At 46.2% G+C, this 25,431-nt stretch carries 16 protein-coding genes; 9 read left to right on the top strand and 7 right to left on the bottom strand.

Annotated elements, in window-relative coordinates:
• Positions 1–5: 5 nt before the first annotated feature.
• Complete coding sequence (locus strainIA91_RS11060; RefSeq protein ID WP_400166832.1) at positions 6–1,250, top strand: DUF1302 family protein; 1,245 nt, start codon at positions 6–8, stop codon at positions 1,248–1,250.
• Positions 1,251–2,061: 811 nt separating this feature from the next.
• On the opposite strand, the gene strainIA91_RS11065 is transcribed toward strainIA91_RS11060, so the two are convergent.
• Both strainIA91_RS11065 and strainIA91_RS11070 read right to left on the bottom strand, forming a co-directional pair.
• The gene (locus strainIA91_RS11065) at positions 2,062–2,781 is read right to left on the bottom strand and encodes a sulfite exporter TauE/SafE family protein (protein WP_400166833.1); all 720 of its coding nucleotides are present in this window, start codon (positions 2,779–2,781) and stop codon (positions 2,062–2,064) included.
• An 86-nt stretch (positions 2,782–2,867) separates the two neighbouring features.
• Positions 2,868–3,221, bottom strand: a complete 354-nt coding sequence (locus tag strainIA91_RS11070; protein ID WP_400166834.1) for a DMT family protein — start codon at positions 3,219–3,221, stop codon at positions 2,868–2,870.
• Positions 3,222–3,273: 52 nt separating this feature from the next.
• Here strainIA91_RS11070 and strainIA91_RS11075 point away from each other — a divergent pair, with 52 nt between their 5' ends.
• Genes strainIA91_RS11075 through strainIA91_RS11085 form a run of 3 tightly spaced genes read left to right on the top strand, consistent with a single transcriptional unit; the run spans position 3,274 to position 8,976 of the window.
• Positions 3,274–3,432, top strand: a complete 159-nt coding sequence (locus tag strainIA91_RS11075; protein ID WP_400166835.1) for a hypothetical protein — start codon at positions 3,274–3,276, stop codon at positions 3,430–3,432.
• Positions 3,425–6,457, top strand: a complete 3,033-nt coding sequence (locus strainIA91_RS11080; RefSeq protein WP_400166836.1) for a PAS domain S-box protein — start codon at positions 3,425–3,427, stop codon at positions 6,455–6,457. The genes strainIA91_RS11075 and strainIA91_RS11080 overlap by 8 nt, the downstream gene beginning before the upstream one ends.
• Before the next feature lie 32 nt (positions 6,458–6,489).
• Positions 6,490–8,976, top strand: coding sequence for a PAS domain S-box protein (locus tag strainIA91_RS11085; protein ID WP_400166837.1), 2,487 nt, complete (start codon positions 6,490–6,492; stop codon positions 8,974–8,976).
• Positions 8,977–9,764: 788 nt separating this feature from the next.
• Here strainIA91_RS11085 and strainIA91_RS11090 read toward each other — a convergent pair.
• A complete protein-coding gene (locus strainIA91_RS11090) occupies positions 9,765–10,727 on the bottom strand; it encodes a calcium/sodium antiporter (RefSeq protein WP_400166838.1) in 963 nt (320 codons plus the stop codon).
• A gap of 165 nt (positions 10,728–10,892) precedes the next feature.
• Here strainIA91_RS11090 and strainIA91_RS11095 point away from each other — a divergent pair, with 165 nt between their 5' ends.
• The gene (locus tag strainIA91_RS11095; RefSeq protein WP_400166839.1) at positions 10,893–11,903 is read left to right on the top strand and encodes a hypothetical protein; all 1,011 of its coding nucleotides are present in this window, start codon (positions 10,893–10,895) and stop codon (positions 11,901–11,903) included.
• A gap of 1,003 nt (positions 11,904–12,906) precedes the next feature.
• Positions 12,907–13,881, top strand: a complete 975-nt coding sequence (locus tag strainIA91_RS11100) for a polyprenyl synthetase family protein (RefSeq protein ID WP_400166840.1) — start codon at positions 12,907–12,909, stop codon at positions 13,879–13,881.
• On the opposite strand, the gene strainIA91_RS11105 is transcribed toward strainIA91_RS11100, so the two are convergent.
• From strainIA91_RS11105 to strainIA91_RS11120, 4 genes are all read right to left on the bottom strand, one after another.
• Positions 13,876–15,090, bottom strand: a complete 1,215-nt coding sequence (locus tag strainIA91_RS11105; protein WP_400166841.1) for a M48 family metalloprotease — start codon at positions 15,088–15,090, stop codon at positions 13,876–13,878. The two genes, strainIA91_RS11100 and strainIA91_RS11105, sit on opposite strands and share 6 nt — an antisense overlap.
• Positions 15,091–15,098: 8 nt before the next feature.
• Entirely contained in the window at positions 15,099–17,255 is a 2,157-nt protein-coding gene (locus strainIA91_RS11110) for a CHASE2 domain-containing protein (RefSeq protein WP_400166842.1), read from the bottom strand.
• A gap of 196 nt (positions 17,256–17,451) precedes the next feature.
• Complete coding sequence (locus strainIA91_RS11115; protein WP_400166843.1) at positions 17,452–18,543, bottom strand: ABC transporter ATP-binding protein; 1,092 nt, start codon at positions 18,541–18,543, stop codon at positions 17,452–17,454.
• A gap of 14 nt (positions 18,544–18,557) precedes the next feature.
• Positions 18,558–19,754, bottom strand: a complete 1,197-nt coding sequence (locus tag strainIA91_RS11120) for a glycosidase (RefSeq protein ID WP_400166844.1) — start codon at positions 19,752–19,754, stop codon at positions 18,558–18,560.
• Between the two features lie 103 nt (positions 19,755–19,857).
• Here strainIA91_RS11120 and strainIA91_RS11125 point away from each other — a divergent pair, with 103 nt between their 5' ends.
• Genes strainIA91_RS11125 through strainIA91_RS11135 form a run of 3 tightly spaced genes read left to right on the top strand, consistent with a single transcriptional unit; the run spans position 19,858 to position 25,401 of the window.
• Positions 19,858–20,892 (top strand): LacI family DNA-binding transcriptional regulator, encoded by a 1,035-nt coding sequence (locus tag strainIA91_RS11125; protein WP_400166845.1) that lies wholly within the window; start codon positions 19,858–19,860, stop codon positions 20,890–20,892.
• Positions 20,893–20,905: 13 nt separating this feature from the next.
• Positions 20,906–22,870 carry a cellulase family glycosylhydrolase gene (locus tag strainIA91_RS11130; protein ID WP_400166846.1) on the top strand — a complete coding sequence of 655 codons (1,965 nt, stop codon included), beginning with the start codon at positions 20,906–20,908 and terminating at the stop codon, positions 22,868–22,870.
• A gap of 35 nt (positions 22,871–22,905) precedes the next feature.
• Positions 22,906–25,401 (top strand): T9SS type A sorting domain-containing protein, encoded by a 2,496-nt coding sequence (locus strainIA91_RS11135; RefSeq protein WP_400166847.1) that lies wholly within the window; start codon positions 22,906–22,908, stop codon positions 25,399–25,401.
• The last annotated feature ends 30 nt before the right edge of the window (positions 25,402–25,431 follow it).

Consider the following 25,431-nt stretch of genomic DNA (forward strand, 5'->3'; position numbering starts at 1 on the left):
AATTCATGTTATTTGGAAAAATAAAAAATATCATGCTTTTGGGATTGCTGGTTTTGACAGGCACAGTTTATGGAATGGATAATATCTACATCTCGGGATACGCCCGGAATTACACCGGGATGCTCACCGGAGGAAGCCGGGACTTTTCCATCGTACAGAATACCCTGGATTTGAATTTTGAAAAGAAAAGCATGAAAGGGGGACTGCTGGTCAATCCCTACTTGTACCACACCTTTGACCAGGATCTGGAGATCGGTCTTCGGGAAGCCTATCTCGATCTGTTCTTCGACAAATTCGACCTGAGAATCGGGAAACAGCAGATCATACAGGGAAAGGCGGAAGGCGCCTTCATTACGGATATTGTATCCCCGAAAGACCTGCGGGAATTTCTCCTGCCGGATTTTGATGAGATCCGTATGGGTGTAACGGCCTTTAAAATCAACGCCTATCATGGAAATTCTACCTACGAAGCCGTATGGGTCCCGGTATTTACTCCGACCCGGATGCCCGATGCAAGCTCCATCTGGAATCCGGGGATGGATTATCCCGTACAACCCGTTTTCGACTATTCCACGTCGGATGTCTCCGCCCGGCTGGAAAACAGTGAAGTATTCCTCCGGTACGGTACCATGACCTCCCGTTTTGATCTTGAACTGGTGGGAGGATATATGTTCTATGATGATCCGGTCATGCACATGACGAAGCAGTTTAACCCGGCCACGCAGCAATTGACCGGGCTCACGGTTCGTCCCGAATATCACCGGGTCACCATGGGAGGCGGCAGTTTTAGTCTGCCGGTGGGTCCCCTTGTACTCCGGGGTGAAAGCGGATTTTACTCCGGCCGCTATTTTCAAATCGAATCTCCGGCCTATCCCGATGCCACCGTGGAAAAGGATTTCCTCCACAGCATGGCGGGACTGGATTTTAATGCCTGGGGGATTACCTTCAGTTCCCAGATCATCCAGGAGTATATCATGGATTATGAAACAGGCATGCAAAATGATGAATTTGAACATACTCTCACATTCCTGGCAAAGAAAGATTTTCTCCGGGAAAAATTATGGCTTGAGCTTTTCACCTATACCGGATTGAATGAAGGGGATGCCCTGATCCGGCCCAAAATCTCCTATTCCTTTACCGACGGATTTGATATCCTGTTGGGAAGCAACCTGTTTGTCGGGGATGGCGGCCGGTTTGGGCGCTTTGATGACAATGACATGATTTACACAAAAATAATATATTATTTTTAGAGTTATGAGTGGAGAGTAGTGAGTCGTAGCAGCAGGACACGTCCTGCTGCTGAGTCTGAGTTATGAGTTATGAGTTGTTCTTGTGCAGGGCTCGCAGAGGAGATGGAAAGATGGAGAGAGGGGGAGAAAGGGTGACGACGTGAAGGGGGGATGGGGAGCACAGCGAAGCAATTGAACAGCACGAAGTGACGCTTAAATTTTTGAACACCGAAGGTGCTTTACCACATAGGAATAGACATAACCATGAGAATTGATCCCGGTCTACAATAGGTTGAATAATTCGGCTATTCATATATACGAATAACAATATTATCTTGCTTTATGTCGTTTTTCGGTGTATTTTACCCCCGGGGTGGGGGGCGTCACCTAAGCGAAATCATATATCGGATTTCTCTTATAATCTCATATTCTGATCAGCAAAAGAATCTAATCAATCATTAATAAGAAATTGGAAGCTGGAAGATGTAGGGACAGGCCGTGGCCTGTCTGAAGTTAGCGTCGCATCGCTCCTGGGGTTTCAATCAAATCAATCCCCTGTGAAAGACGCTGCGCTCATTTCACGGGGCAGACAATCATCTTTATGAAGTTAGAAGTTAGAAGCTGGAAGTTGGAAGTTAGCGTCACTTCGCTCCTGGGGTTTCAATCAAATCCCCCGTTAAATATCCCGGTAAACCGGGTCCCTTTTCACGGGGCAGGCAATCAAATCAATCTAGTCAATCGACTTTTTGACTTTCGACTTTTGACTTTTGACTGTCAACTGACGACTAACGACTGCCGACTGTCCACTGCCGACTGCCGACTGTCGACTAACCTACGGAAATATCAAAAACTTCACCCCCACCACAAACAGAAACACTGCAATCACCCGCCGGAACTGTTCCTGGGGAATGCGATCGATTACTTTTTTTGCAAGGGCAGCCCCGGCAAGGGAGGCAGGAATGAAGAGGAGTAGTCCCCATAAGTAGCTCTCATCCAGTCGAATCCCGTTGCCTAGATAGGTGGCGATGCGGGTGATGTCGATAAAGAAGGCGATGGCACCGGCTGTGGCAATATAAACTGCTTTCGGCAGGTCAAAGGCACTGAGAAACATGCTCCGTACGGCTCCGCCCACACCGAATATCCCTGCCAGAAAACCGGATAGGGCGCCACCGCTTACCGCCGTAGCCGATTTTTTGGGAATTCTAAACGTGGGATTATAAAAGAGAAACAAGACATAGAAGATAAAAAATCCCCCCAAAATTCGTGATAAAAGGGTTTCGGAAACAGACAAGACAATATTCGCTCCCAGAAAGGATGCAAGGATTCCTGCGGCACCAAATGAAAGAATCAGTTTCCACTGAAACCCTTTCCGGAAAAAAAGCATTTTCCAGATATCCCCGAACCAGTGAATAATTCCCACCAGAAGAAGTGTCTGGGGCAAAGGCAGAAAAAAGAGTAATATGGGCACCATGATGGTGGATGTCCCAAAACCGGTCAGTGTTCCTACACCTCCGGCAAGGATGGTTATGAGTGTAATGTAAAGGATTTCCATGGTCTTACTCCTTCAATTGTTCAAAAAATATATATTAGAATTTTGTGAGAAATGATATAATCGGTTACAAGTTGTTAAAGTGTAAATTAAAAATGAAGCTTTGCCCTGAACAGGAAAAATACAGCCCCCATCAGACAACAACCGGCATATACATAATCAACAGTAAGTTTTTCTTTTAAATACAGGATGGAAAAGGGGACAAACACTGAAAGCGTGATGACTTCCTGAAGAATTTTTAATTGTCCCACAGACATAACCGTATGACCAATGCGGTTTGCCGGAACCTGCAGCAGATACTCAAAAAAGGCAATCCCCCAGCTGATGACAGCTGCAATGATCCAGTGTTTGTGAGACAGATGTTTCAGATGGCCATACCAGGCAAATGTCATGAAAATATTGCTGGCACTCAGCAACAAGAGGGTAATCCATGTCCGGTTCATCACTTTCTCCTGAAATAAAGATGCAATATTACATCATTTCCCAATGAAATAAGTGATAATTTTTTCATTACGTAAGGTAAATGATTATATTCCTTTTACAGACAAACATACTCAGTATTATCATGCATACCTCATCATTCCCATCATTCTTCTGCTGATTGGAGCAGATATTGAATTATTCAGCAATAAGGGACGGATCAAAGATGAATAACCATACAAAAAAAATCCTTCTGGTGGAAGATGAAATGCTCATCGCCCTCCATGAGCAGATGATCCTTGAAGATTATGGATATTCGGTGCTGCATGTCCCCACCGGTGAAGATGCCATCGAAGCTGTCCGAAACACACCGGATATTGACCTGATTCTGATGGATATCAATTTAGGAGATGGGATAGACGGGACCGATGCAGCCAGGCAAATTCTATCTGAGCAGGATATCCCCCTTGTGTTTCTCTCGTCCCACACAGAGCGGGAAGTGGTGGAAAAGACAGAAGGAATCACATCCTATGGATATATTGTAAAAAACTCCGGCGAGACGGTCCTGATTGCCGCCATTAAAATGGCTTTTCGCCTGTTTGATGCCAAAATGCGGGAAAAGGAAAAAGAGAAACGGCTTGAGCACTCAAGAAACCTTCTTCATTACATTATAGAACATAGTAACAGCGCCATTGCAGTCCACGATAGAGATTTGAGATATATTTATGTCAGTAAGCAATACCTGAAACAGTACCAGGTAAAAGAAAAAGATATCATAGGGAAGCCTCATTATGATGTATTTCCCGACTTGCCCGAAAAGTGGCGGATTGTGCATCAGAGGGCGTTAAATGGAGAAGTCATCACATCAGATGATGACCCGTATATACATACGGATGGCTCGATTGAATGGACACGCTGGGAATGCCGACCCTGGTTTGAAAGCGACGGATCTATTGGTGGAATTATTGTCTATACAGAGGTCCTTACCCGGCAGAAAAAAGAGACGGATGCCCTGAAACATGGTGAAGGACGCTTCCGTCTCTTTGCTGAACTGGCGCCGGTCGGTATTGTCATATCAGATCAGGATGAAAAAGTTCAGTATGTAAGTCCGAAGTTTATGGAACTTTTTGGTTATACGATGGAAGATATGCCCACGGCAGACGCCTGGTTTCGTCTTGCATATCCCGATGAAAAACTCAGGAAAGAGATCCGCCACACCTGGAAACAGGCCATGGATCAGGCCCGGCAAAGCGGACATGAAATGCAACCCCTTGAATTTCCCGTAACCTGCAAGGATGGATCCCAAAAGTATATTGAATTCCGCATGAAAAGCAGCGGTGACCTGAACTTTATCGTTTTTATTGATATCTCAGAACGTGTTCAGGCTGAAAAAGCATTGATATCCAATGAAGAACGATTTCGCAACATTATCGGTAATATGCAGGACATTATTTTTACACTGGATACCCGGCAACGGCATACGGGTGTTTTTGGTCCGTGGGTTGAGAAAATGGGACTCAGCAGGGAGCATTTTCTGGGAAAAACCAGTGAAGAAATTTTAGGTAAAGAAGCGGGAAAGGTCCATACCGAAGCCAATGAAAAGGCATTAAAAGGTGAATTTGTCGTATATGAATGGGAAATTCCCACAGATGAGGGGGTTTTGTACTATCAAACATCCTTATCCCCCATTTTTAAAAAGGATGGTCAGGTCCACGGACTGGTTGGAGTAGGACGTGATATTACCCGGCTCATCCTGACGGAAAAAAAGATTAAACGCAATGAAGCCCGACTTGAAAGTCTTTTAAGAATTGCCCATCATCCGGCGAAAGATATTCAGGAACTCCTGGATTTTGCCCTCGAAGAAGCCATTAAGCTTACTGAAAGTGAAATCGGGTACATTTACTTCTACAATGAAACCGAAAAAAAATTCAGGTTAAACACCTGGTCCAGAGAAGTCATGCATCAATGTACGGTGACGGAAAAGCAGACTGTTTACGACTTGGACAAGACCGGGATATGGGGTGAAGCGGTGCGTCAGCGGAGACCCATTGTTGTCAAAGACTTTGCCGCCCCCAATCCACAGAAAAAGGGTGTGCCTGAAGGACACGCACCTTTGCATAAGTTTCTGACAATTCCCGTTTTGTATGATGACGAAATTGTTGCTGTGGTGGGTGTGGCCAACAAAAAGACGGATTATACAGATTCGGATATCCGCCAACTGACCCTGATGATGGATACGGTTTGGAAACACGTAAAACGCCGGGAAGTCGAAAAAGAACTGATAAGGGCCAAAAATGAACTGGACCGGTATTTTACATTGAGTCTTGACTTGCTGTGTATTGCTAACACGGATGGTCAGTTTATCCGCCTGAATCCTGAATGGGAAAAGGTCCTGGGATATCCCCTTCATGAACTGGAAGGCCGGTCTTTTCTGGAACTTATTCATCCCGATGATCTGGACTCCACACGGAAAGCCATTTCCACTCTGAGTGACCAGGAAGATGTCTGGAATTTTGAAAACCGTTACCGATGCAAAGATGGAAGCTATCGATGGATTGAATGGCGGTCAAGGCCCTCCGGAGAAACCATCTATGCCGTTGCCCGGGATGTGACAAAGCGAAAGAAGGCAGAGGAAAAAATTCAAACATTGCTCCGGGAAAAGGAACTTCTGCTGAAAGAAACCCATCACCGGATTAAAAACAACATGGGGACGGTAAAGAGTCTTTTAACCCTGCAATCCCGTTCAATCAAAGATTCCGAAAGCCAGAAAATCCTCCAGGATGCTGCCGGACGAGTCCAAAGCATGATGGTGCTGTATGATAAATTGTACCGCTCAGAAGGATATCAGGAACTCAATATCCGGGATTTTTTACCCTCCCTGATACAGGAAATTATCGGCCTTTTTCCCCAGAACAAGCCGGTCAAAATATCCACGGATCTTCAGAATATTAACCTGGATGCCAGGACACTTTCCACCATAGGTATCATCCTGAATGAATGTATTACAAATTCCATGAAATATGCCTTTGATAAAACACCAGAACCCCGGATATCCGTTTCATCCTGCCGTCAGGGGGATAAAATCATCATCCTATATCAAGACAACGGGAAGGGGTTTAAACGAAAACCGGAACAGGACAAATCCCAAAGTTTCGGTCTGAAACTCATCAGAATGCTGGTTGAACAATTGAACGGGGATTTAAGTGAAGAGGGTTCACAGGGTATGAAAGTACAGATCTCCTTTACTCCCCCCTCGTAGAATAACGAATAAATAAGCTACCGGAGGATTACATGGTACAGCTTTCACATAAAACGATACTGCTGGTTGAAGATGAATTCCTGATTGCCATGGCAGAAAAAGCCATACTGGAAGATTATGGATATTCGGTGCTCCTGGCTCATACAGGTGAAGATGCTGTACACATCATGGAAAAGGAAAATTCTATTGATTTAATCTTGATGGATATCAACCTGGGCAAAGGGATAGACGGAACGGAAGCTGCCAAACAAATTCTCAAAAATCATGATCTTCCTTTGATTTTTCTTTCCTCGCATACCGAGCGTGAAATTGTGGATAAAACGGAAGGGATCACATCCTATGGGTATATCGTCAAAGACTCTGGTGAGACGGTCCTGATTCAATCCATTAAAATGGCATTTCGTCTTTTCAATGCACAAATGAGCAGGCAGGAAAAAGAGGATCTGAAATTGAAATCCATGGTGTTGGATCAGATCAAGGATTTTGTAACGATTACCGATACGAAGGGGATTGTAACATATGTGAATAAAATTCAGGAAAAAGAGCTTGGACTTTCCAAAGAGGATATCATCGGAAAATCCATTCGTCTTTTTGGGGAAAATCCTGAACGGGGGGCTACACAACGGGAAATTTTATCGGAAACCCTGAATAAGGGGAGTTGGCGGGGGGAAGTTGTCAATCGTACGGCTGATGGCCGTGATATTATTTTAAACTGTCGGACCCAAGTGATATATGATGAAAAAGGGAATCCAATCTCCCTGTGTGGAATATCCACGGACATCACAGAACAGAAAGAGTATGAGGAAAAACTCCGCCGGAGTGAACACCTTCAACGATTGATTTTATCAGCTATTCCCGACATGCTGATGCGCTTTGACCGGGAGGGGAGGTATCTGGATATTTTGAATTATCGTGAGGATGAACTTGCCATGCCCAGGGATGAGGTGATTGGTAAAAAGGTGAGTGATATCATTCCCGGTGATCTGGGTACCCGTTTGGAAAAGGCGATTCTGACTGTTTTAAAAACGAACAAAGTGGAAAGTGTTGAATATGATCTGGATGTGCCGGCCGGACACAGTTCGTTTGAGGCACGAATTGTTCCCTTTTCTGAAAATGAGGTCATTGCCCTTATTCGGGATGTGTCTCAACGGAAGAAAACCGAAGAAGCTCTTATAAAAAGTGAAGAGAAATATCGACTAATTGTGGAAAATGCAAATGATGGGATTGAAATTTCTCAGGATGACAAAATAATATATTGTAATACCCGTTTTGCCCGGATGCTGGGTTACACAGTGAAAGAAATAAAGGATATCTCATTTAAGAATATATTTACCGAAGAAGGTATAAAATATTTGTATGAACGGGAAAAAAGTCGAAAATCAGGAAAACCGGAGCCCAATTATTATGAAACGACTTTTTATAAAAAAGACGGAAAGATCATTCATGTAGATATTAAATATGAAATTATTGATTATTTAGGGCATCCTGCCACATTTGCCATCATCCGGGATATAACACAGCGGAAAAAAGCGGAACTCCTGCTTCGGGAAAGCGAGGAAAAGTACCGGCTGATCATGGACAACAGCCTGGATGCGATATTATTGACAAATCCAAACGGTCAGATCATATCGGCTAACAAATCTGCCTGTAAAATGTTTGGCATGACGGAAGAAGAGTTGATCTCGGCGGGCCGGGAAGGCATCGTGGATATCCATGATCCAAGATTGGTTTCATTGCTGGAAGAAAGACGTCAACACGGGTATGCAAGCGGTGAATTGACCTATTTCCGGAAAGATGGTACATCTTTCGAGGCGGAAGTGTCCTCAGCCATATTCTACAACAGCCGGGGAGAATCCCGGACTAGTATGATTATCCGGGATGTGACAGAACGGAAAAGAACGGAGAAAAAGGTTGAAGCCCTGTTACGTGAAAAGGAACTCTTGTTGAAAGAGACGCATCACCGTATTAAAAACAATATGGGTATTATCAAAAGTCTTCTCAATTTGCAGGCCCAGAAAACAGACCGTATGGATAGCCGGATTATCCTGAAAGATGCCGTCTCCCGCGTCCAGAGCATGATGGTACTTTATGACAAGCTGTATCACTCAGAATCCTATACGGAATTGAATGTCAAAGATTTTCTACCTTCTCTGATTCATGATATTGTTGCCCTGTTTCAGGGAGAAAAGCCAGTCCGTACTGATCTTCACATCGACAGGATAGTGATGGATTCCAGGACCCTTTCTACATTGGGCATTATTCTGAATGAATGCATCACCAATTCCATGAAATATGCCTTTGACGCTGTTGAAGACCCTCGGATTACACTGCGTGTAAACAAAGATAAGGATAAAATGGTGGTATCCTATTCCGATAATGGATCCGGATGTCTGGATAAAGAATTGCCCGACAAGTGTCAGAACTTTGGATTTCAGTTGATGGATATGCTGGTTCAACAGTTAAACGGAACATTGAGAATTGATAGTACACACGGGATGAAGATTGTTGTAGAATTCTGAATTGGGGATCCGGGAAATTGTTTCGGGTCCACACATAAACAAAGTCATTTGAACATTTTAAAATTAATTTTAAGAATACAGAAATAATCCAGAAAATGTTATGCCCGGGTTAATGGTACTATTTAATATATTATTTATAATATAAGCTTGACGCTTGGTAGAAATTCGTGTATTTTACCCCCGGGGTGGGGGGCGCTACCTAAACGAAATCATATATTCTATCTCTCTTATAATCTCATCTTGAGATCAATAAAATCTCACAGCCCAATCAACCGACTGTTTACTGTCGACGGCCGACTGTCAACTAAAAAAAGTGACGCGTAACGCGTGACGCGTGACAAGGGGTCCAATCCTCCAATCGAATCCCCTGTGAAATACGCTGCGCTCATTTCACGGGGCAGGCAATCATATCCTAGAAGTTGGAAGTTGGAATTTAGAAGTTGGCGTCGCTGCGCTCCTGGTATGAGATTCAAGCACCACTTCGTGGTATTCAAGCACCTCACTGCGTTCGGTGTTCAAACGCTGCTGCGCAGCGTTCAAGAATCTCACTTCGTTCGATCTTTAATCCCAGCTTTGCAGATTTGAACAGGTGACTGGACTTCTTTTTTGAACACTGCGAAGCAGTGCTTGAATGCTGAACGTAGTGAAGCAATTGAACGGCACATAGTGCCGCTTGAATCCAATAACACTGCCTGCAACGAAGTACCAATCCACCAATCAAATCAATCTATTCAATTGACTGCCAACTATCGACTAACGACTGTCGACTGTCGACTGTCGACTGTCGACTATATATTGAAGATCAAAAACAGAATATAAACACAATAGCCAATGAGCAAAATGCCGCCTTCCAGCCGGTTTATCCGTCCTTGTTTTCGGAATCCGTATCCCATGATAAAGAGAGAAAACGTAAGCAACAGCATAACCGGAATATCACGTAGAATCAGTGTTTTTTCAGCTGAAAGGGGACGTATTAGTCCGGCCAGGCCGACAACGGCCAACGTATTGAAAAGGTTGGATCCAAGAATATTTCCCAGGGCCAGATCGTGTTCTCCCTTGCGGGCTGCTGCGACCGAAGAAGCCAGTTCGGGGAGAGAAGTTCCGACTGCTACTATCGTCAATCCGATAATCGTATCACTCACACCAAGGAATATAGCAACCTTTATGGCACTCCAAACCAAGGCCCGTGAGCTGCCTATTAGAAGCAAAAGTCCAAATATCATGAATATAATGGCTTTTTTCATCGGAACCGGATGAGTGGTCATTTCCTGTTCCATATCAATATTTAGGGCGTCAGTTTTACGGTATATGTTTTGCCTGAGGGTCCATACCATAAGTCCTGTAAAAATCAACAACAGCAAGAGAGCATCCCATCGGCTGATTAATCCATCATGGATTTGCCAGGCTGCCACGAGTGAAACAGCCATAAGGATAGGTAATTCTTTTTTCAGGACGGAAGAGTGAACTCTGACGGGATAAATCAGAGCTGAGAGCCCCAGAATGAAAGCAATATTCGTGATGTTTGAACCGTAGGCATTACCGAGGGCCATTCCAGGGTTGCCCTGTCCGGCAGCTAATGCCGATACCAGCATTTCCGGTGTGGATGTCCCAAACCCAATGATGACCATTCCGATTAAGAGGGGGGATAATCCTAAATGTTTTGCAACAGCAGCAGATCCTTCCACAAAACGGTCTGCACTCCAGAGCAGAAGCATCAAACCGGCTATAAGTATCAGTAGAACAATGATCATTGAAGGGAAACTCCTCATACTTATGGGATGATAATTTATGAAGATTATTACAGATACAATAAATGACAATAAAAAATTCTTTTAATCCGGTGAATGTGTTTTCTAAAAATCAGGGATTTTTACCCGTGAAGCACTTATATTAAATAAACTCATAAGGAAAATCCCATGAAACATATCAAGACGACTCTTTTATGTCTCATTTTTGTGTATTCATCCCTTTTTTCAGAGGAGTTTTTACGGGTGGAAAGTGGTGCCAAGTGGCTTATGTGGTTTCCGGACCAGCCGAAACGGGCAGAGATTCAAACAAAGGGTTATGCAGGGATAACCCTCAATGCCCGGCTGAATTACAAAAATATTATTCGTTTGTACAATCTGAAATATGAATTTTCAAATGGCATTCAGGCTCCTACCACAAAGGGACGGGATGAACTGATCAAAGACAAAGCCGGAACAGCCGGGTATATTCTGTTCCACCTTTTATCTGATATGTTCATTCCGGATGCCTGGAACAATCTGGCTGTGGTTCTTCGGGCTCATTATGAGGATTACCGGTCCATTGTACATTTTACGGATAATGTAAAATACATCCCCTATAATTTCAATGACGACCCCTATATCGATTATTATCGTGCCGGACAGGAAGCAGAATTTTATACCCGGTTTAGTGATGCCTTTTTCGGAATTTCTCTTGGGAGTCCACCCGGTGCAGAAAAATTTGCCAGAGCTTATGTCGGAGGAGGTAAAACTCTTTATCAGAAACCATACACTTTTCATATTGGCGAACAGGAAATTGAGGATACGATTACAGATACCCGTTTTACCGGTTACTTTGCCGGGGCGGGACTCGTTGCCCGGTATCCGCTACAAAGTCAGGATGCCCTCTTTTTTACTCTGGAATATCATCTGGGATCCGGTGAAATGGAATTGGTGAAGGACCGGGTAGATATAACCCAGATCGCAGACAATAATAAGAGCAGTATCAATTATTCTGGCATGGAAATGGGAGTGGAATATGAGCGGGTTCTCATCCCGGATAGAATCATACTGGGAATGGAGAGCAATTTTAAAATTAAATCTTTTGATCTTCAAACACCCAGTACAACCTATGAAGAAGCTTATAATATGAATCAGGACTACTTTTGGGGCATCAAGGTGAATGTGGGGTGGGTGATTTAATTGAGAATTGAAAATTGAGAATTGAGAATGGGGAATTGAGAATGGGCATCCTGTGGAGTACGCGGAGTCGCAGAGATAATTGCACTACGATATATCCGTCAGCTGTCAATCATTCAGTGACCGTTTTGGTAGATTATGTTAGTTCATCATCCATTGAATGATTCGACAGATCATATATACAAATAACAATATTAACTTGCATTGTGTCGCCTTTTGGCGTATTTTACCCCCGGGGTGGGGGGCGCTACCTAATCGAAATCATATATTCCATCTCTCTTATAACCGGGTTTCAGTTAGGGAAAAAGATTCCAATCATTTATAAGAAGTTGGAAGCTGGAAGATGTAGGGACAGGCCGTGGCCTGTCTGAAGTTAGCGTCGCTGCGCTCCTGATAGTTGGTTCATGGGTTCAAGAGTTCAGGGGTTCAAGGGTTCATGGGTTCAGGTGTTTAGGGGCTCAGGGACCAGGGATGGTCAACTGTTCACTGCCAACTGTCGACTGGCGACTGTCAACTGTCAACTAAAAAAAGTGACACGTAACAAGTAACGCGTGACGAGTGGGTTTAGGGGACAGGCTTTTGTTGACGGGAAAGATATTGGATCAGGCCGATAGTCCTGTTTTTGATTTCAAGTGATTATTCCAAACTATTTTATACAATTAACTAAGTTATACTAATAAATATTACAAAAAATAAAAATTATCCCACAAAAACCACTTGTTACTCGTCACACGTTACGCGTCACTGCCCCGCCCCATTTCACGGGGCAGGCAATCATCTCCTAGAAGTTGGAAGCTGGAATTTGGAAGTTAGCGTCGCTGCGCTACTGATGTATTTATCAAGTCAATCAAATCAATCAATTCAATCGACTTTTTGACTTTCGACTTTCGACTGTCGACTGCCGACTGATGACTGACGACTGATGACTGTCCACTGCCGACTGCCGACCAAACGTTCCCATTCACTTCCGGTTTGTTTCTCCCGGGGGATTTGATAAATTCCAAACATGAAACATTCCGTATCAAGGCAGTTCCCTGGGTCCTTTACTCTTCCGGCTATTTTGCAAAAGGATCTGGACAGGCTTGAAACCCTGATTCGCGAGCGGGGACAATCTGCATATCCTCTTATGAATTCCATGATCGTAAGTTTGATTCAAAATGGTGGGAAGCGGATACGTCCTCTGGTACTGATGGCTGTTTTCCGTGGAATGGAAGGGCCTGAAGATGCAGCCCCGGAAGCCTACAAGGCCGGAGCTTCCCTGGAACTCATTCACACGGCAACGCTGATTCATGATGACCTGATTGACCAATCCCTGGTACGCCGGGGAGCACCTACCATATTCGCATCTCATGGCATCCCTTCTGCCGTTCTGGCCGGTGATTACCTTTTTGTGGAAGCCTACGCCCTTACATCGGGCCTGCCGGAAAGGCTGATCCAAAAAAGTGTGTCAGATTTACGTAAAATGGCGGAAGGTCAATTACTGGAAGAAAGCACACCTCCCGAAACCCTTAATTTTCATACGTACCTGGAAATCATCCAATCCAAAACGGCTGTGATGTTTCGCAGTGCCTGTATATCCGGAGCCATGTTGGCAGGTGCGACAGAAGAGGATCAATATTGTTTAGGTGAAGCAGGACTTATGCTGGGTGTTGCCTTTCAGTTTATAGACGATATCCTGGATGTGACGGGAGATGAAGAGATTACCGGCAAACCGGTGGGAACAGACTTTCTGTCCGGGAAAAAGACTCTGCCCTACTTATTGTATGAAGAACAGGTCGGTGTACTTCCCCGGGTACGAACACCGGATACTTTTAAAAGCATTTACAATGGTTTGCGGTCCGAGGCTGTCATTTCCAGGGCGAGAAAAATGGCCCGGGAGAAAACCATCCGGGCCAAAGAAGGGTTTGGTGTTTTAGTGAATCCTCAAATCCGGTCCTTTATTCTGGACATGTGCGACCGGATGCTAAACCGGATTTTATAATCCGGCGGTGATCATCCGGTACCGGTTTTCATTTTTTACGTAGTGCTCGTTTGTCTTTAATTCTTTTGAGATAAATTCACTCAGATGATTTAAACGGTTTTTGAAACTGTAGGGAAACCAGTGGCGGACATCGTCGGGGTCGGGGTTCCTGGGAATTTTAGTTTCCAGTTTCCGCATGAGGGTGAGCATACCATCCGGTTCATAACCTGCCCGATAGGCATAGATGGCTCCCTGTACATCGGCTTCGGCTTCATACTCTTCTTTACGACCTTTAATGGCCCTTTCATACATTTCATCCGCCAGGGCATCCATCTCCTTCGTGTCTGTGCCAAAGGCTTCATCCAGCTCACCGAAGGCATCTTCCGCCCGGAACTTCACCTTCCGTTTATCCATTTCAGTCTCTCCGTGTCCCAGGGTCACGTGAGCAATTTCGTGCCCAATCAGACATGCCAGTTCATGTTCACTGCTAATCTGTTTAAGCATTCCTTTTGAAATCACAATCACTCCGATAGGCAGGGCATTGGCATAGATGTCATCTGTATCAACCACATGCACCGTCATGGGCAGGTCATAGAATTCCGTATTCTCGGCAATCAGCTGAGCAATTTGATTCACATAAGCTGTCAGGCGCGTATCCCTGACAAGTCCGGGCGCTGTTAACCGGCCGGCCGTATAAGCACTCACAGCAAAGAGTGTCTCATCAATGACAAAGCCTTTGTTCTGTTTTAAGCGGTACTGGCGCCGAAAACGGTTTGGAGACCATCGTGTGTGATAGGTGTTTTCGCGAAATGTCAGATAATCCTGTGGGTTGAATGTCCGCCGGATGGGCTGGTCCATAACGGATTTATTCAGAACGCCCTCCCGTTCAAACTGATTTTCAAAAAAACCTTTGACGGCAGCATTCACCATGGTTTTAGAGGCTTTCCGGTCTGTCCAGTCATTTGCCATTACCCCGTAATCAATGGATTCAGCCCCGCTTTCAAATGCCATGGCCGAAACCCAGCCGGATTTCTGATCTGATGTGCTTACCTGGATCCATTGCTCACCACTTTCACGGATAGATACATCATCGCCTCTGTTTAAAATTTTCACAACGGGGAAAAAGGCGCCGGCACCTTCCCGAAGAGATACATTGCTTCGCTGAATGGTTTCAGCGGACAATCCGGAAAGACATCCCCATGCTAAGATCAAAACAAGACTCTTTTTCATAATCCCCTCTACTTTGTTTTAAACGTAAACACACCGGACTCATCCACCAGGTCCGGATTTTTCTTCAAAAGCATGCACCGGTCTACAAAGGCTGCCGAGGGTTTATCCCCGGGATTCAGGCGGAGAATTTCCTGAAACGCAGACATCGCTTTTCGCCAATCCCGTTTCCGGTACCATTGCATCGCATCAGCAAACATGCTTTCAATCTCAAGCTCCTCTGGTGAAAGGTCACCTTTCCGCCCTACCAGCGTAAAGACCCGGATAGGCAGGTTTTTCCCTTTGACCCGGATGTAGTCCAGTTCTCTAAAAATATAATCATCTTTTACGTATTCCCATGTGAACTCGCTCATAATATTGGTGGTCCCGTAGGATTTATTGACCCCCTCCAGCCGGGCAGACAAATTTACCGTATCTCCTACGGCCGTATAATCCATCCGCCGGGCACTGCCAAGGTTTCCAACCACCATGGGGCCGCTGCTGATGCCGATCCGGGTTAGAATGTGTCCGGAAGGCAATGGAATCAAGTCATTGACTTTCTTTTCCCGAAATTTCAAAATCACCTCACAGGCAGCTTTGGCATGATCGGAACGAGGAATGGGTGCACCAAAAATGGCCATAATCCCATCCCCGGTGTATTTATCCAGGAGCCCCCCAAAATCCAAAACAATGGAAGAGATGGTTTCAAAATAGCTGTTTAACACCCGGATCACATCTTTGGGTGATTTCTGTTCCGAATAGGTGGTAAAGCCCTGCAGGTCGGTAAAGAGGACGGTTCCGGTGACTTCCGATCCTTCCAGATCGACCCGTTCAGGATTTTCCATTAAAAGGTTGATGACATCTGAGCTGAGATACCGGGAAAAGAGGGAGCGGATTTGCCTTTTTGCCCGGCCTTCAGTAAGGGTCCGGTACATGGCTGATGATCCGGTTGTCAGCAAAATCCCCAGGACGGGAAAGAGAAGATCCATTTCGGTGTGCAGATACCTGAAACATCCCAAAGAAACCAGGATAAAAAGGAAGGCGCCGGCTAAAGCCAGAATCACCGATATCCCGAATTTACGGTTCAGGATGATAAAGGCAAGAAAGAGGAGAAAACACAGGGTTAGAACCTGTACATACAAATCTGAAAAAGAGTTCAGCGCATCCCCTTCTGTAAGGTTTTGCCAGATTGTTACATGAATTTCACCACCGGGATAGGGTTGGATGGATGTAAAGGGTGTGGGTTTTAAATCCAACAATCCCCCTGCAGAGGCACAAATCATAATCTTTTTATTGGTATAGTCCCTGGGAGGAATAATGGGCTCCACTCCGGATTGTGCACGGATTGCAGAAAGAAACACGGCATGGAAAGAGTCGTAGCGGTAAACCCCTGATTCACCACCAGGGCCATACCAGTAGATTGGAAATTCACCCCGTGCTGAAAGGGGAATGGTTGTTTTCTGCGTGATTAAACGCTTTTTCCCCGCATCGTAGGACAGGATCGAATCTCCTGAGGATTCCAGGTAAGCCGCCAGTCCCAGCTGGGGATAGATCTCATTACCTGCGCGGACCATAAGGGGCAACCGGCGGCTAATCCCATCTGAATCCGTGATAAAATGGGTTGTGCCAATGCGTTCAAGTCCTTTGGCCAAAACAGGGATCGGAAAACGGATCCCGCCATACGTTGGAAGGTGCAGGTTTTCGGATCCGGTAAACACTAAGGGGCCGGTCCCTTCAAAGGTCCCCCGTCGATAGAGAGAATCAGTCAGCATAGCTCCCATAACCACATGGGGAAAGGCGGCAATGGCTTCACCAAAATCCCGGTCTGACGCTTCGGCAGAGAGTTCAATCCGCTGTTGGTCCGGCTCAGAAAAATGCATATCGAAAACCACCGTTTGGGCACCGGCATCCCGAAGATAATTTAATACTATCCCGTAAAACTGCCGGGGCCAGGGCCAGGTGATATTATAGCGGTCTGCAAAATAACTGATGGAAGCATCATCGATGGCAATCACCAAAAAAGATGTATCAGGTGACTCTTTTTCAGACAAAAGATGCCATTTATAATCTGTGACGGCATACCGCATGTCCCTGTAAATATTGGTAAGACTAAAAAGAGCCATAAGGATAAAAACGGTCAGGGCAATCGCAAGGGTGGGCCATCTTGTTTTTTTATTCTGTTCTTTCATAACTGGGCTGCCCTTTCTCCATGGGTATATCCCGGTGGAAGATTTTATTATGGAGGTATGGCGCCTAAATCAATGCAAAAGAGTGACGCCAATATCATCTATTCCCCGTTTGGGTGTTCACATGATTTTTCACTGTGATTATCTGCTTCAACGTGTTTAAATATAAAGAAGTTGATTTCTTTAAAAAAGGGTGGACTTATAATCGTTTTCCTGTTTTAGCATCAAAGAGGTGAGCTTTGGACATATCGGGATAGAGATCCATGTGACTCAGTTCTTCTGTCAGGGGATCAAAGGCTCCGGTAATACAGTGCAGGCGGGTTTCATTCCGGGTCAGATATAGGATAGTTTCATTTCCCAGGGGCTCCACCAAATCCAGCCGGGTTTGAATAGGTACCGCCGATTTATTCGGTGGTGTGATATACAGATGTTCAGGGCGGATACCAATGATGACGGCTTTTTGTGATTCATTTTTCAATCCTTCACAGCAGGATTCAGGAAAATCAAAGGCCAGGTTCATATCTTTGGAGTAAAGGGTTTTTTCTTCGGTGATTACAGCCGGAATGAAATTCATGGAGGGACTCCCAATAAAGCCGGCGACAAAGAGATCTGCCGGTTTTTGATAGATTTCCATAGGTGTATCAAGCTGGTGGATAATCCCATCCTTCATGATCGCGATCCGGTCTCCCATGGTCATGGCCTCAACCTGATCATGGGTTACATAGACCATGGTGATTTTCAGCTGCCGGTGGAGTTTCTTGATTTCAGCCCGCATCTGGACCCGTAATTTGGCATCCAGGTTGGACAATGGTTCATCAAAGAGAAACACCTTGGGTTTTCGCACAATCGCCCGTCCCAGGGCGACCCTCTGACGCTGTCCACCGGACAATTGTTTGGGTTTTCTTTTCAGGAGGGAATGAATTTCAAGGATATCCGCAGCTTCCTGCACCCGTTGTTCAATTTCTTCTTTTGGATACTTCCTCAGTTTCAGTCCAAATGCAATGTTATCATGGACCGTCATGTGGGGATAGAGGGCATAATTCTGAAAAACCATGGAGATGTCCCGGTCTTTCGGCGGAATATGATTCACACGGTTCTCTCCAATAAAAATATCTCCTGCGGTCGCCGATTCCAGGCCGGCAATCAGCCGGAGTGTCGTGCTTTTGCCGCATCCGGACGGCCCGACCAAAACTAGAAATTCCCCGTCATGGATCGTCAGGTTTAAATTATCGATGACTTTCTGGCGTTCATCAAATGTTTTGTCGATATTTTTCAGTACAATCTGAGCCATGGCAAACCCTTTGTTTATTTCGATTTAACACGTTTTTCAAAAAAAGACCGGTCCAGATGGGTCATCCGGCAGGCCAGATCCAATTCACCGGAAGCGACAATGAGCCGGCCCTCATCTTCCTCTACGCCGGTTGTAAATACGACATCGGTCAGATAAATCCAATCGGAAAGGAAAGCCGTTAAAGAGGGATCAGCTTCAAGAACCGGCGATGTATCGTTTAATGTGATGATCTTTTCCGGATGATGCCGGTCCAGGATAGCATAGAAGGTACGGTATTTCCCCACGGTACCGTGTTTTTCCACTCCGTGGAACAGGCATAGCCAACCCTGATCCGTTGCCAGTGGAGGAGCCCCTGCCCCCAGCTTGTACGAGATCAGGGTATCCCTTCTTGCCGGCATAAAGACATTTTCCACCGGTTTCCAATGGTAGAGGTCCGGCGATTCAGACAAATTGATGGAGGGTCCGGGAAGAATATTTCCCTCCGAACCGGTCGTAAAATACAGTTCCCCCAAAGGACGGGTCAGGGCATAATAGGTGCCGTTGATTTTCTGGGGAAAGAGGACCATATCCTTATTCTGATGGTCCATGATGATACCCTTCAGGGTATAATTCAACCCGTCATGTGAATGATACAGGGTGGTAGAATGACGCTCAGAACTCACGGAACAGGTGGTCATATAGTAATCCGGACCGATTTTCGTAATGCGTGGATCTTCAATGCCATATTCCTGATAACTTGCAGCCGGCTCAATGATCTTGTCATAGTGAATTTTCTGGACTGTCAATCCGTCCGGACTCAGTTCAACGGGAAGAAGCCAGGAAAAAGAGGTGAGCCCGAAAACACGGATGTGCTCATATTCCAGAAAGCGGAATTTCCGGGGATCGCTGGTATCCAGTTGATACGTTGGGTGTTCTTCGACGATATAGTGGTCCGGTGCTGACCACCGGATAAAACGAAAACGCCCTTCTTTAATGGGCTCCCGGATGGCTTCGGCCACCCGTACCATGAGGAGGAGATTCCCGTTACCAAGACGGGTCATCCCGGGATTGAAAGCCCCCAAAATAAAGGTTTCAAGTCCCGTTTTTACATGGATCGGACACCGGCTCAGGTCAATATCCACAGGTGATAACACAATTTTATCTGATAAAATATGTCCCCGCTTCATCGTATCCCTGCCTTCTTTTTCATGTTTTTGATCATCCGTGTACAATTTAAACCGTTTTCAACATTTTATCCCAGGGATAATATAATGCTTGACAAGGGAAATATGATAAAATAAATTAAAACGTTTCGATAAAAATAATGAGATAGCCATGGCGACAACAATTAAAGACATTGCCAGAAAAGCCGGTGTATCCATTTCCACCGTCTCACTGGTCCTGAACCGAAGGGGATATGTGGCGGATGAAACCCGGGAAAGGATTTTATCCATCATTGAAGAAATGGATTACAAGCCTCTCCATTCTGCCCGGAAACTGGCCACCCAGAAAACGGGTAACATTGGATACATTCTTTGGGAAGGCCATTTTTCCGAGGTGGAAATGTTTTACAGTCAGGTTTTTCTGGGAATGGAGTATGCCGCCCGGAAAAATGATTACTACATCCTTTTAACCACCGTCAACGATCATTTTGACCCCCGGCAGGACCTCCCCCGTTTTTTGCAGTATAACGATGTGGACGGCGTGGCACTGGCAGGACGGGTCCCCCTTGATCTGATTCACTACCTGGATAAACACGCCATTCCCTTTGTCCTCGTGGATTATGAAGTCCCGGGGAAAAATTACAATACCATCAAAATAGACAATTACAACGGAGCCTTCCGGGCAGTGGAATCTTTGATTGAACAAGGCCGGAAGTATATCTCCTTTGTGGGGGGAACTTTCATTCATCCTTCCATTAAGGAACGGTACCGGGGATACAAGGACGCCCTGGAAAAACATGGGCTTCTAAACAATTCCTATCTGGAGACCTACAGCTATTGTGAAGATGTAGAAACATCCCGGGCTATCGGGGAAAAAGGCATTAAAAAACTCCTGAAATCCCGGCCGGAAATCGACGGTGTATTCTGTTGCAACGATACCACCGCCCTGGGGGTCCTTTCCGGAATCCAGTCCATGGGTAAAACCATCCCCGGAGATGTGGCCGTCATCGGTTTTGATGACATACCCCCTGCCGAATTCAGTTCTCCAAAACTCAGCACCGTAAGTGTCCCAAAACTGGATATCGGAAAAGAAGCCTACAAATTACTTTACGAGCGAATACATAATCCCAACATCATGCCACAGACCAGGACCATTTCCGTTGATCTGGTCATCCGGGAAAGCAGTCAAACAAAAAATAAACCGTGAGGGGATCCCGTCCTTGACCGAACCGCTTTTTAAAACGAAAGAAAACACCTTCCCCTTTTTACTGGGTGTGAATTACTGGCCTGCCGATTCGGCGATTCACATGTGGAAACGGTGGAATCCGAAAATCCTGGAAAAAGATATCCTCCGGATGAAGAAACTGGGCATGAACTGCTTTCGTCCTTTTTTGATGATGCCGGATTTTACTGACGAAACGGGAGCTGTTGTCCCCCTCATGGTGAAACGGCTCCAACATTTTCTAAGCCTTTGTGATGATCATGAGATATCCTGCATGCCCTCCTTCATTGTCGGTCACATGTCCGGTGAAAACTGGGATGTCCCCTGGCGACAGGGAAAAAATTTCATTCGTGACCCGGAAGTATACAAGATCACTGAAAATTATATCTGCACGATTGTCCGTGAGTGCCAGTCCCATTCATCGGTTTGTGCATGGCTATTATCCAACGAACTGCCCAATTATGCTGAGGAGGCCGATTCAAAAGCCGTTGCCATCTGGACTGAAAAAATCATCGGAGCCATCAAAAAAACCGATCCCCACCGGCCTGTGAGTATTGGAGACGGTGCCTGGAGTCCGGAAATCATCGGTGAAGAAACCGCCTATCATCTTCGAAAACTCAATCGTTATCAGGATTTTACCGGATTACATTATTACCCCCGGGGGATGAGTCCCTGGCACCATACATTTACAACCGCTTTCCGTCTTGCCATGGCCAAAGCCTGGGGAAAACCGGTCATCGTCGAGGAGTTCGGCACATCCACCACCCTCTGTTCAGAGGAAAATCAGGCAGCTTACTATCGTTCTGTTTTTTACAGCGCCCTGATCAATGGTGCCGGGGGAGCCCTCAGCTGGTGTCTGAATGATTTTGATTTTACAGATGAACGCCCGTACTCCCATCACCCCTTTGAAGAGCATTTTGGCATCATCCGCAAAGATACATCATTGAAACCGGCAGCCCGGGAGTTTCCGGCCTTTGCAAAAGTACTATCAGACCTAGCCCCTTACCAAAAAATATCCAGTCAAAAGCCCGTGGGTCTATTCATCCCCTCCAATTACTATTATCGTTATCCTTTTCAGTTTCAACCGGCATTCAAACAATGGTATGATCTGTACCTGGAAACCTTCTCGCTCCTGAAACGGGCAAATCTGGATGTCCACATGGTAGTGGAACCGGCGCAGGAATTGGATCATGAGGGGAAATATTCTCATACTCTCTCACTCAATCCTGAAGAAATCCCTCTCCTTATCATCCCCCGCATGAAACTCATGACCAAGCAGACTCGCCTGGCCCTGGACACATACCTACAAAAAGGCGGAACCCTGTATTTCAGTTTTGCCAACGACAGCTGGGTTCCGGACTGGCATACTCTGGCCGGAATTGAAACAGACTGCAAGTTCGGTGTTCCGGATTTCTATCCCCAGGAGACACTCCAGGTTACCTTTGCTAAAGCCTGGGGAGCTTTTCATGCGAACGATATTATCAATATTCCCCTGAAACATACAGAACCGGAATTCAGCGTCTGCCCGGTTTTAAACCATGGGGGGATTTCCATAGCAGAAGACGCCCTTCGTTCTCCTTTTCTTCTCAGGCATTCCGTCGGGAATGGGACTGTCTGGTTTAGTCCCTTTCCCCTCGAAATGCTTGCCCTGGGAAGCCAGCAGGATGATTGGAAATATCACCTGTGCAATATCTACCGGTCCATCTATGAATCCGTGGCTCCCCCGTCACTATTCACATTGCAGGGAGACGGACTGGAAGCAGGATTCTGGAAAAAAGGATCCCGGTATCTCATCATCATTTTTAATCATGACTGGAAAAAGGTCCACGGACAGCTTACCGTCAATTTACCCCAATGGAAACTGGATGCATCATCTCTTTCCTGCCAAAAGGAGGTCCCTGACAAGATTTCCTTTTCACTGCAGAGAAAAGGGGTGTGTATCCTGAAAATTTCCGGGAATTAAAATATGTACTGGTTGTCAACTAGAAACAAGGAGGAATGATGAAAAAGGGGACACTGTTACTACTTGCGATTTCCCTGATCTTTTGCGGCGTGGCATACGGGCAAAATGTCATCGGAAATCCGGGGTTTGAAGATCTTTCCCCGTCGTTCTGGAACCCGCTCAACGGGACTTTCGGAACGGAACTGGGTGTGGGAACCGACACCTCATCCAATGTACTCAACGGATTCCGGTCTTTCATGATCACAAAATCCGGCACATCGGCAGACATCATCGGGTGGAAATCCTGGGATAATGCCAATCTCTACTGGAACAATGCCGGATCCGGAACTTTCTCGGTCAATGCTTCCATCAAAACCGTCGGTGTAAACACCAACCCTGCCAATGATGACGAACGCATCGGGGTGTTGTTTGAGTTCAAAAATGCCGCCGGAGCCGAGCTGGCGACGGCGACACTCTGGGCGGATCAAACTGCGGCAGATGTGGACTGGGCCGATCTGAACGATGTGGTCATGCTTACCGAAGCTCCGGAACAGGTCTTTGTAACCCTGTTCATGGGAAAAAATGCCACGGGAACAGTCTATTTTGACAATGTAGACTGCAACACAGCCGACTCCTGGACCATGGGTGTTTTCAACGGTGGTGCGGAAGACGTGGCCGGCTGGATGGACTGGTACGGCGGCAATGGAAACTATGCCATCGTAACAGACGAAGAGGCTCACAGCGGGATTTATTCCGTGCTTCTTTATCAGGATGCAGATACCACCACCAGCCAGAGTGAACTGGTGTACTACTCACAGCCCTATCCCATTGAAGGAGGCGAGTGGTACAAGATCAGCGTCTGGGTCAAAACAGAAAATGTGCCGGATATCGGAACCGGTGAATTCACCTATCCCACCGGAGACTATCATGACGGCGGTATCAACCTCTGCTTTTTCACCCACGGCGGCAATATCGACACCGAATGGAGCGCACAGGGTGACCGCTTTATCTATGTGGACCAGCGGGACAGCACCACCGAATGGCGCCTCTATGAAGGGGTCCATAAAGCGGCTGACGATGCCAACGGCATCTCCGTCCGGGCCCGCTTCAACAACTGGGTGACAGGTAAAGCCTGGTTCGATGATTTCAGCGTAGAAAAAATCGTTCAGGATGGCGACAATATCATCGGAAATCCAGGACTTGAAGATCTTTCCCCGTCGTTCTGGAACCCGCTCAACGGGACTTTCGGAACGGAACTGGGTGTGGGAACCGACACCTCATCCAATGTACTCAACGGATTCCGGTCTTTCATGATCACAAAATCCGGCACATCGGCAGACATCATCGGGTGGAAATCCTGGGATAATGCCAATCTCTACTGGAACAATGCCGGATCCGGAACTTTCTCGGTCAATGCTTCCATCAAAACCGTCGGTGTGAACACCAACCCTGCCAATGATGACGAACGCATCGGGGTGTTGTTTGAGTTCAAAAATGCCGCCGGAGCCGAGCTGGCGACGGCGACACTCTGGGCGGATCAAACTGCGGCAGATGTGGACTGGGCCGATCTGAATGATGTAGTCATGCTTACCGAAGCTCCGGAACAGGTCTTTGTGACCCTGTTCATGGGAAAAAATGCCACGGGAACGGTCTATTTTGACAATATAGACTGCAACACGGCCGACTCCTGGACCATGGGTGTTTTCAACGGTGGTGCGGAAGACGTGGCCGGCTGGATGGACTGGTACGGCGGCAATGGAAACTACACCGTCGTCAGTGATGTGGAAGCCCATAGCGGCACGTATTCTGTCGAAATGTACCAGGATGCAGATACTACCACCAGCCAGAGTGAACTGGTGTACTACTCACAGCCCTATCCCATTGAAGGAGGCGAATGGTACAAGATCAGCGTCTGGGTCAAAACAGAAAATGTACCGGATATCGGGATTGGCGAATTCACCTATCCCACCGGAGACTATCATGACGGCGGTATCAACCTCTGCTTTTTCACCCACGGCGGCAATATCGACACCGAATGGAGCGCACAGGGTGACCGCTTTATCTATGTGGACCAGCGGGACAGCACCACTGAATGGCGCCTCTATGAAGGGGTCCACAAAGCGGCTGACGATGCCAACGGCATCTCCGTCCGGGCCCGTTTCAACAACTGGGTGACAGGTAATGCCTGGTTCGATGATTTCAGCGTGGTTAAAATGGTAGTAGCTCCCGGAAATGCCATTCAGCCCAAGGGTAAAGATATTCCCGAAATTCCTGAACACTTTGCCCTGCATCAGAACTATCCCAACCCCTTCAATCCTGTCACAACCATTCAATACGACCTGCCCCATCAGACACTTGTAACCATTGATATTTACAACATCATGGGACAACATGTCAAAACACTGGTCAATGCCGTACAGAATCCTGGCAGTTATTCCCTGATCTGGGATGCTACCAATGACCGGGGAGCCCTGGCGCCTTCCGGTATGTATCTCTATGTTCTGAAAACCAACGAACAGCGCCTGACGAAAAAGATGGTTCTGTTGCGTTAGTTTTTCTTTCCCCTGAATCTGCCGGAGCTT

Source organism: Candidatus Neomarinimicrobiota bacterium, assembly GCA_041154365.1.
Taxonomy (GTDB): Bacteria; Fidelibacterota; Fidelibacteria; order Fidelibacterales; family Fidelibacteraceae; genus Fidelibacter; species Fidelibacter multiformis.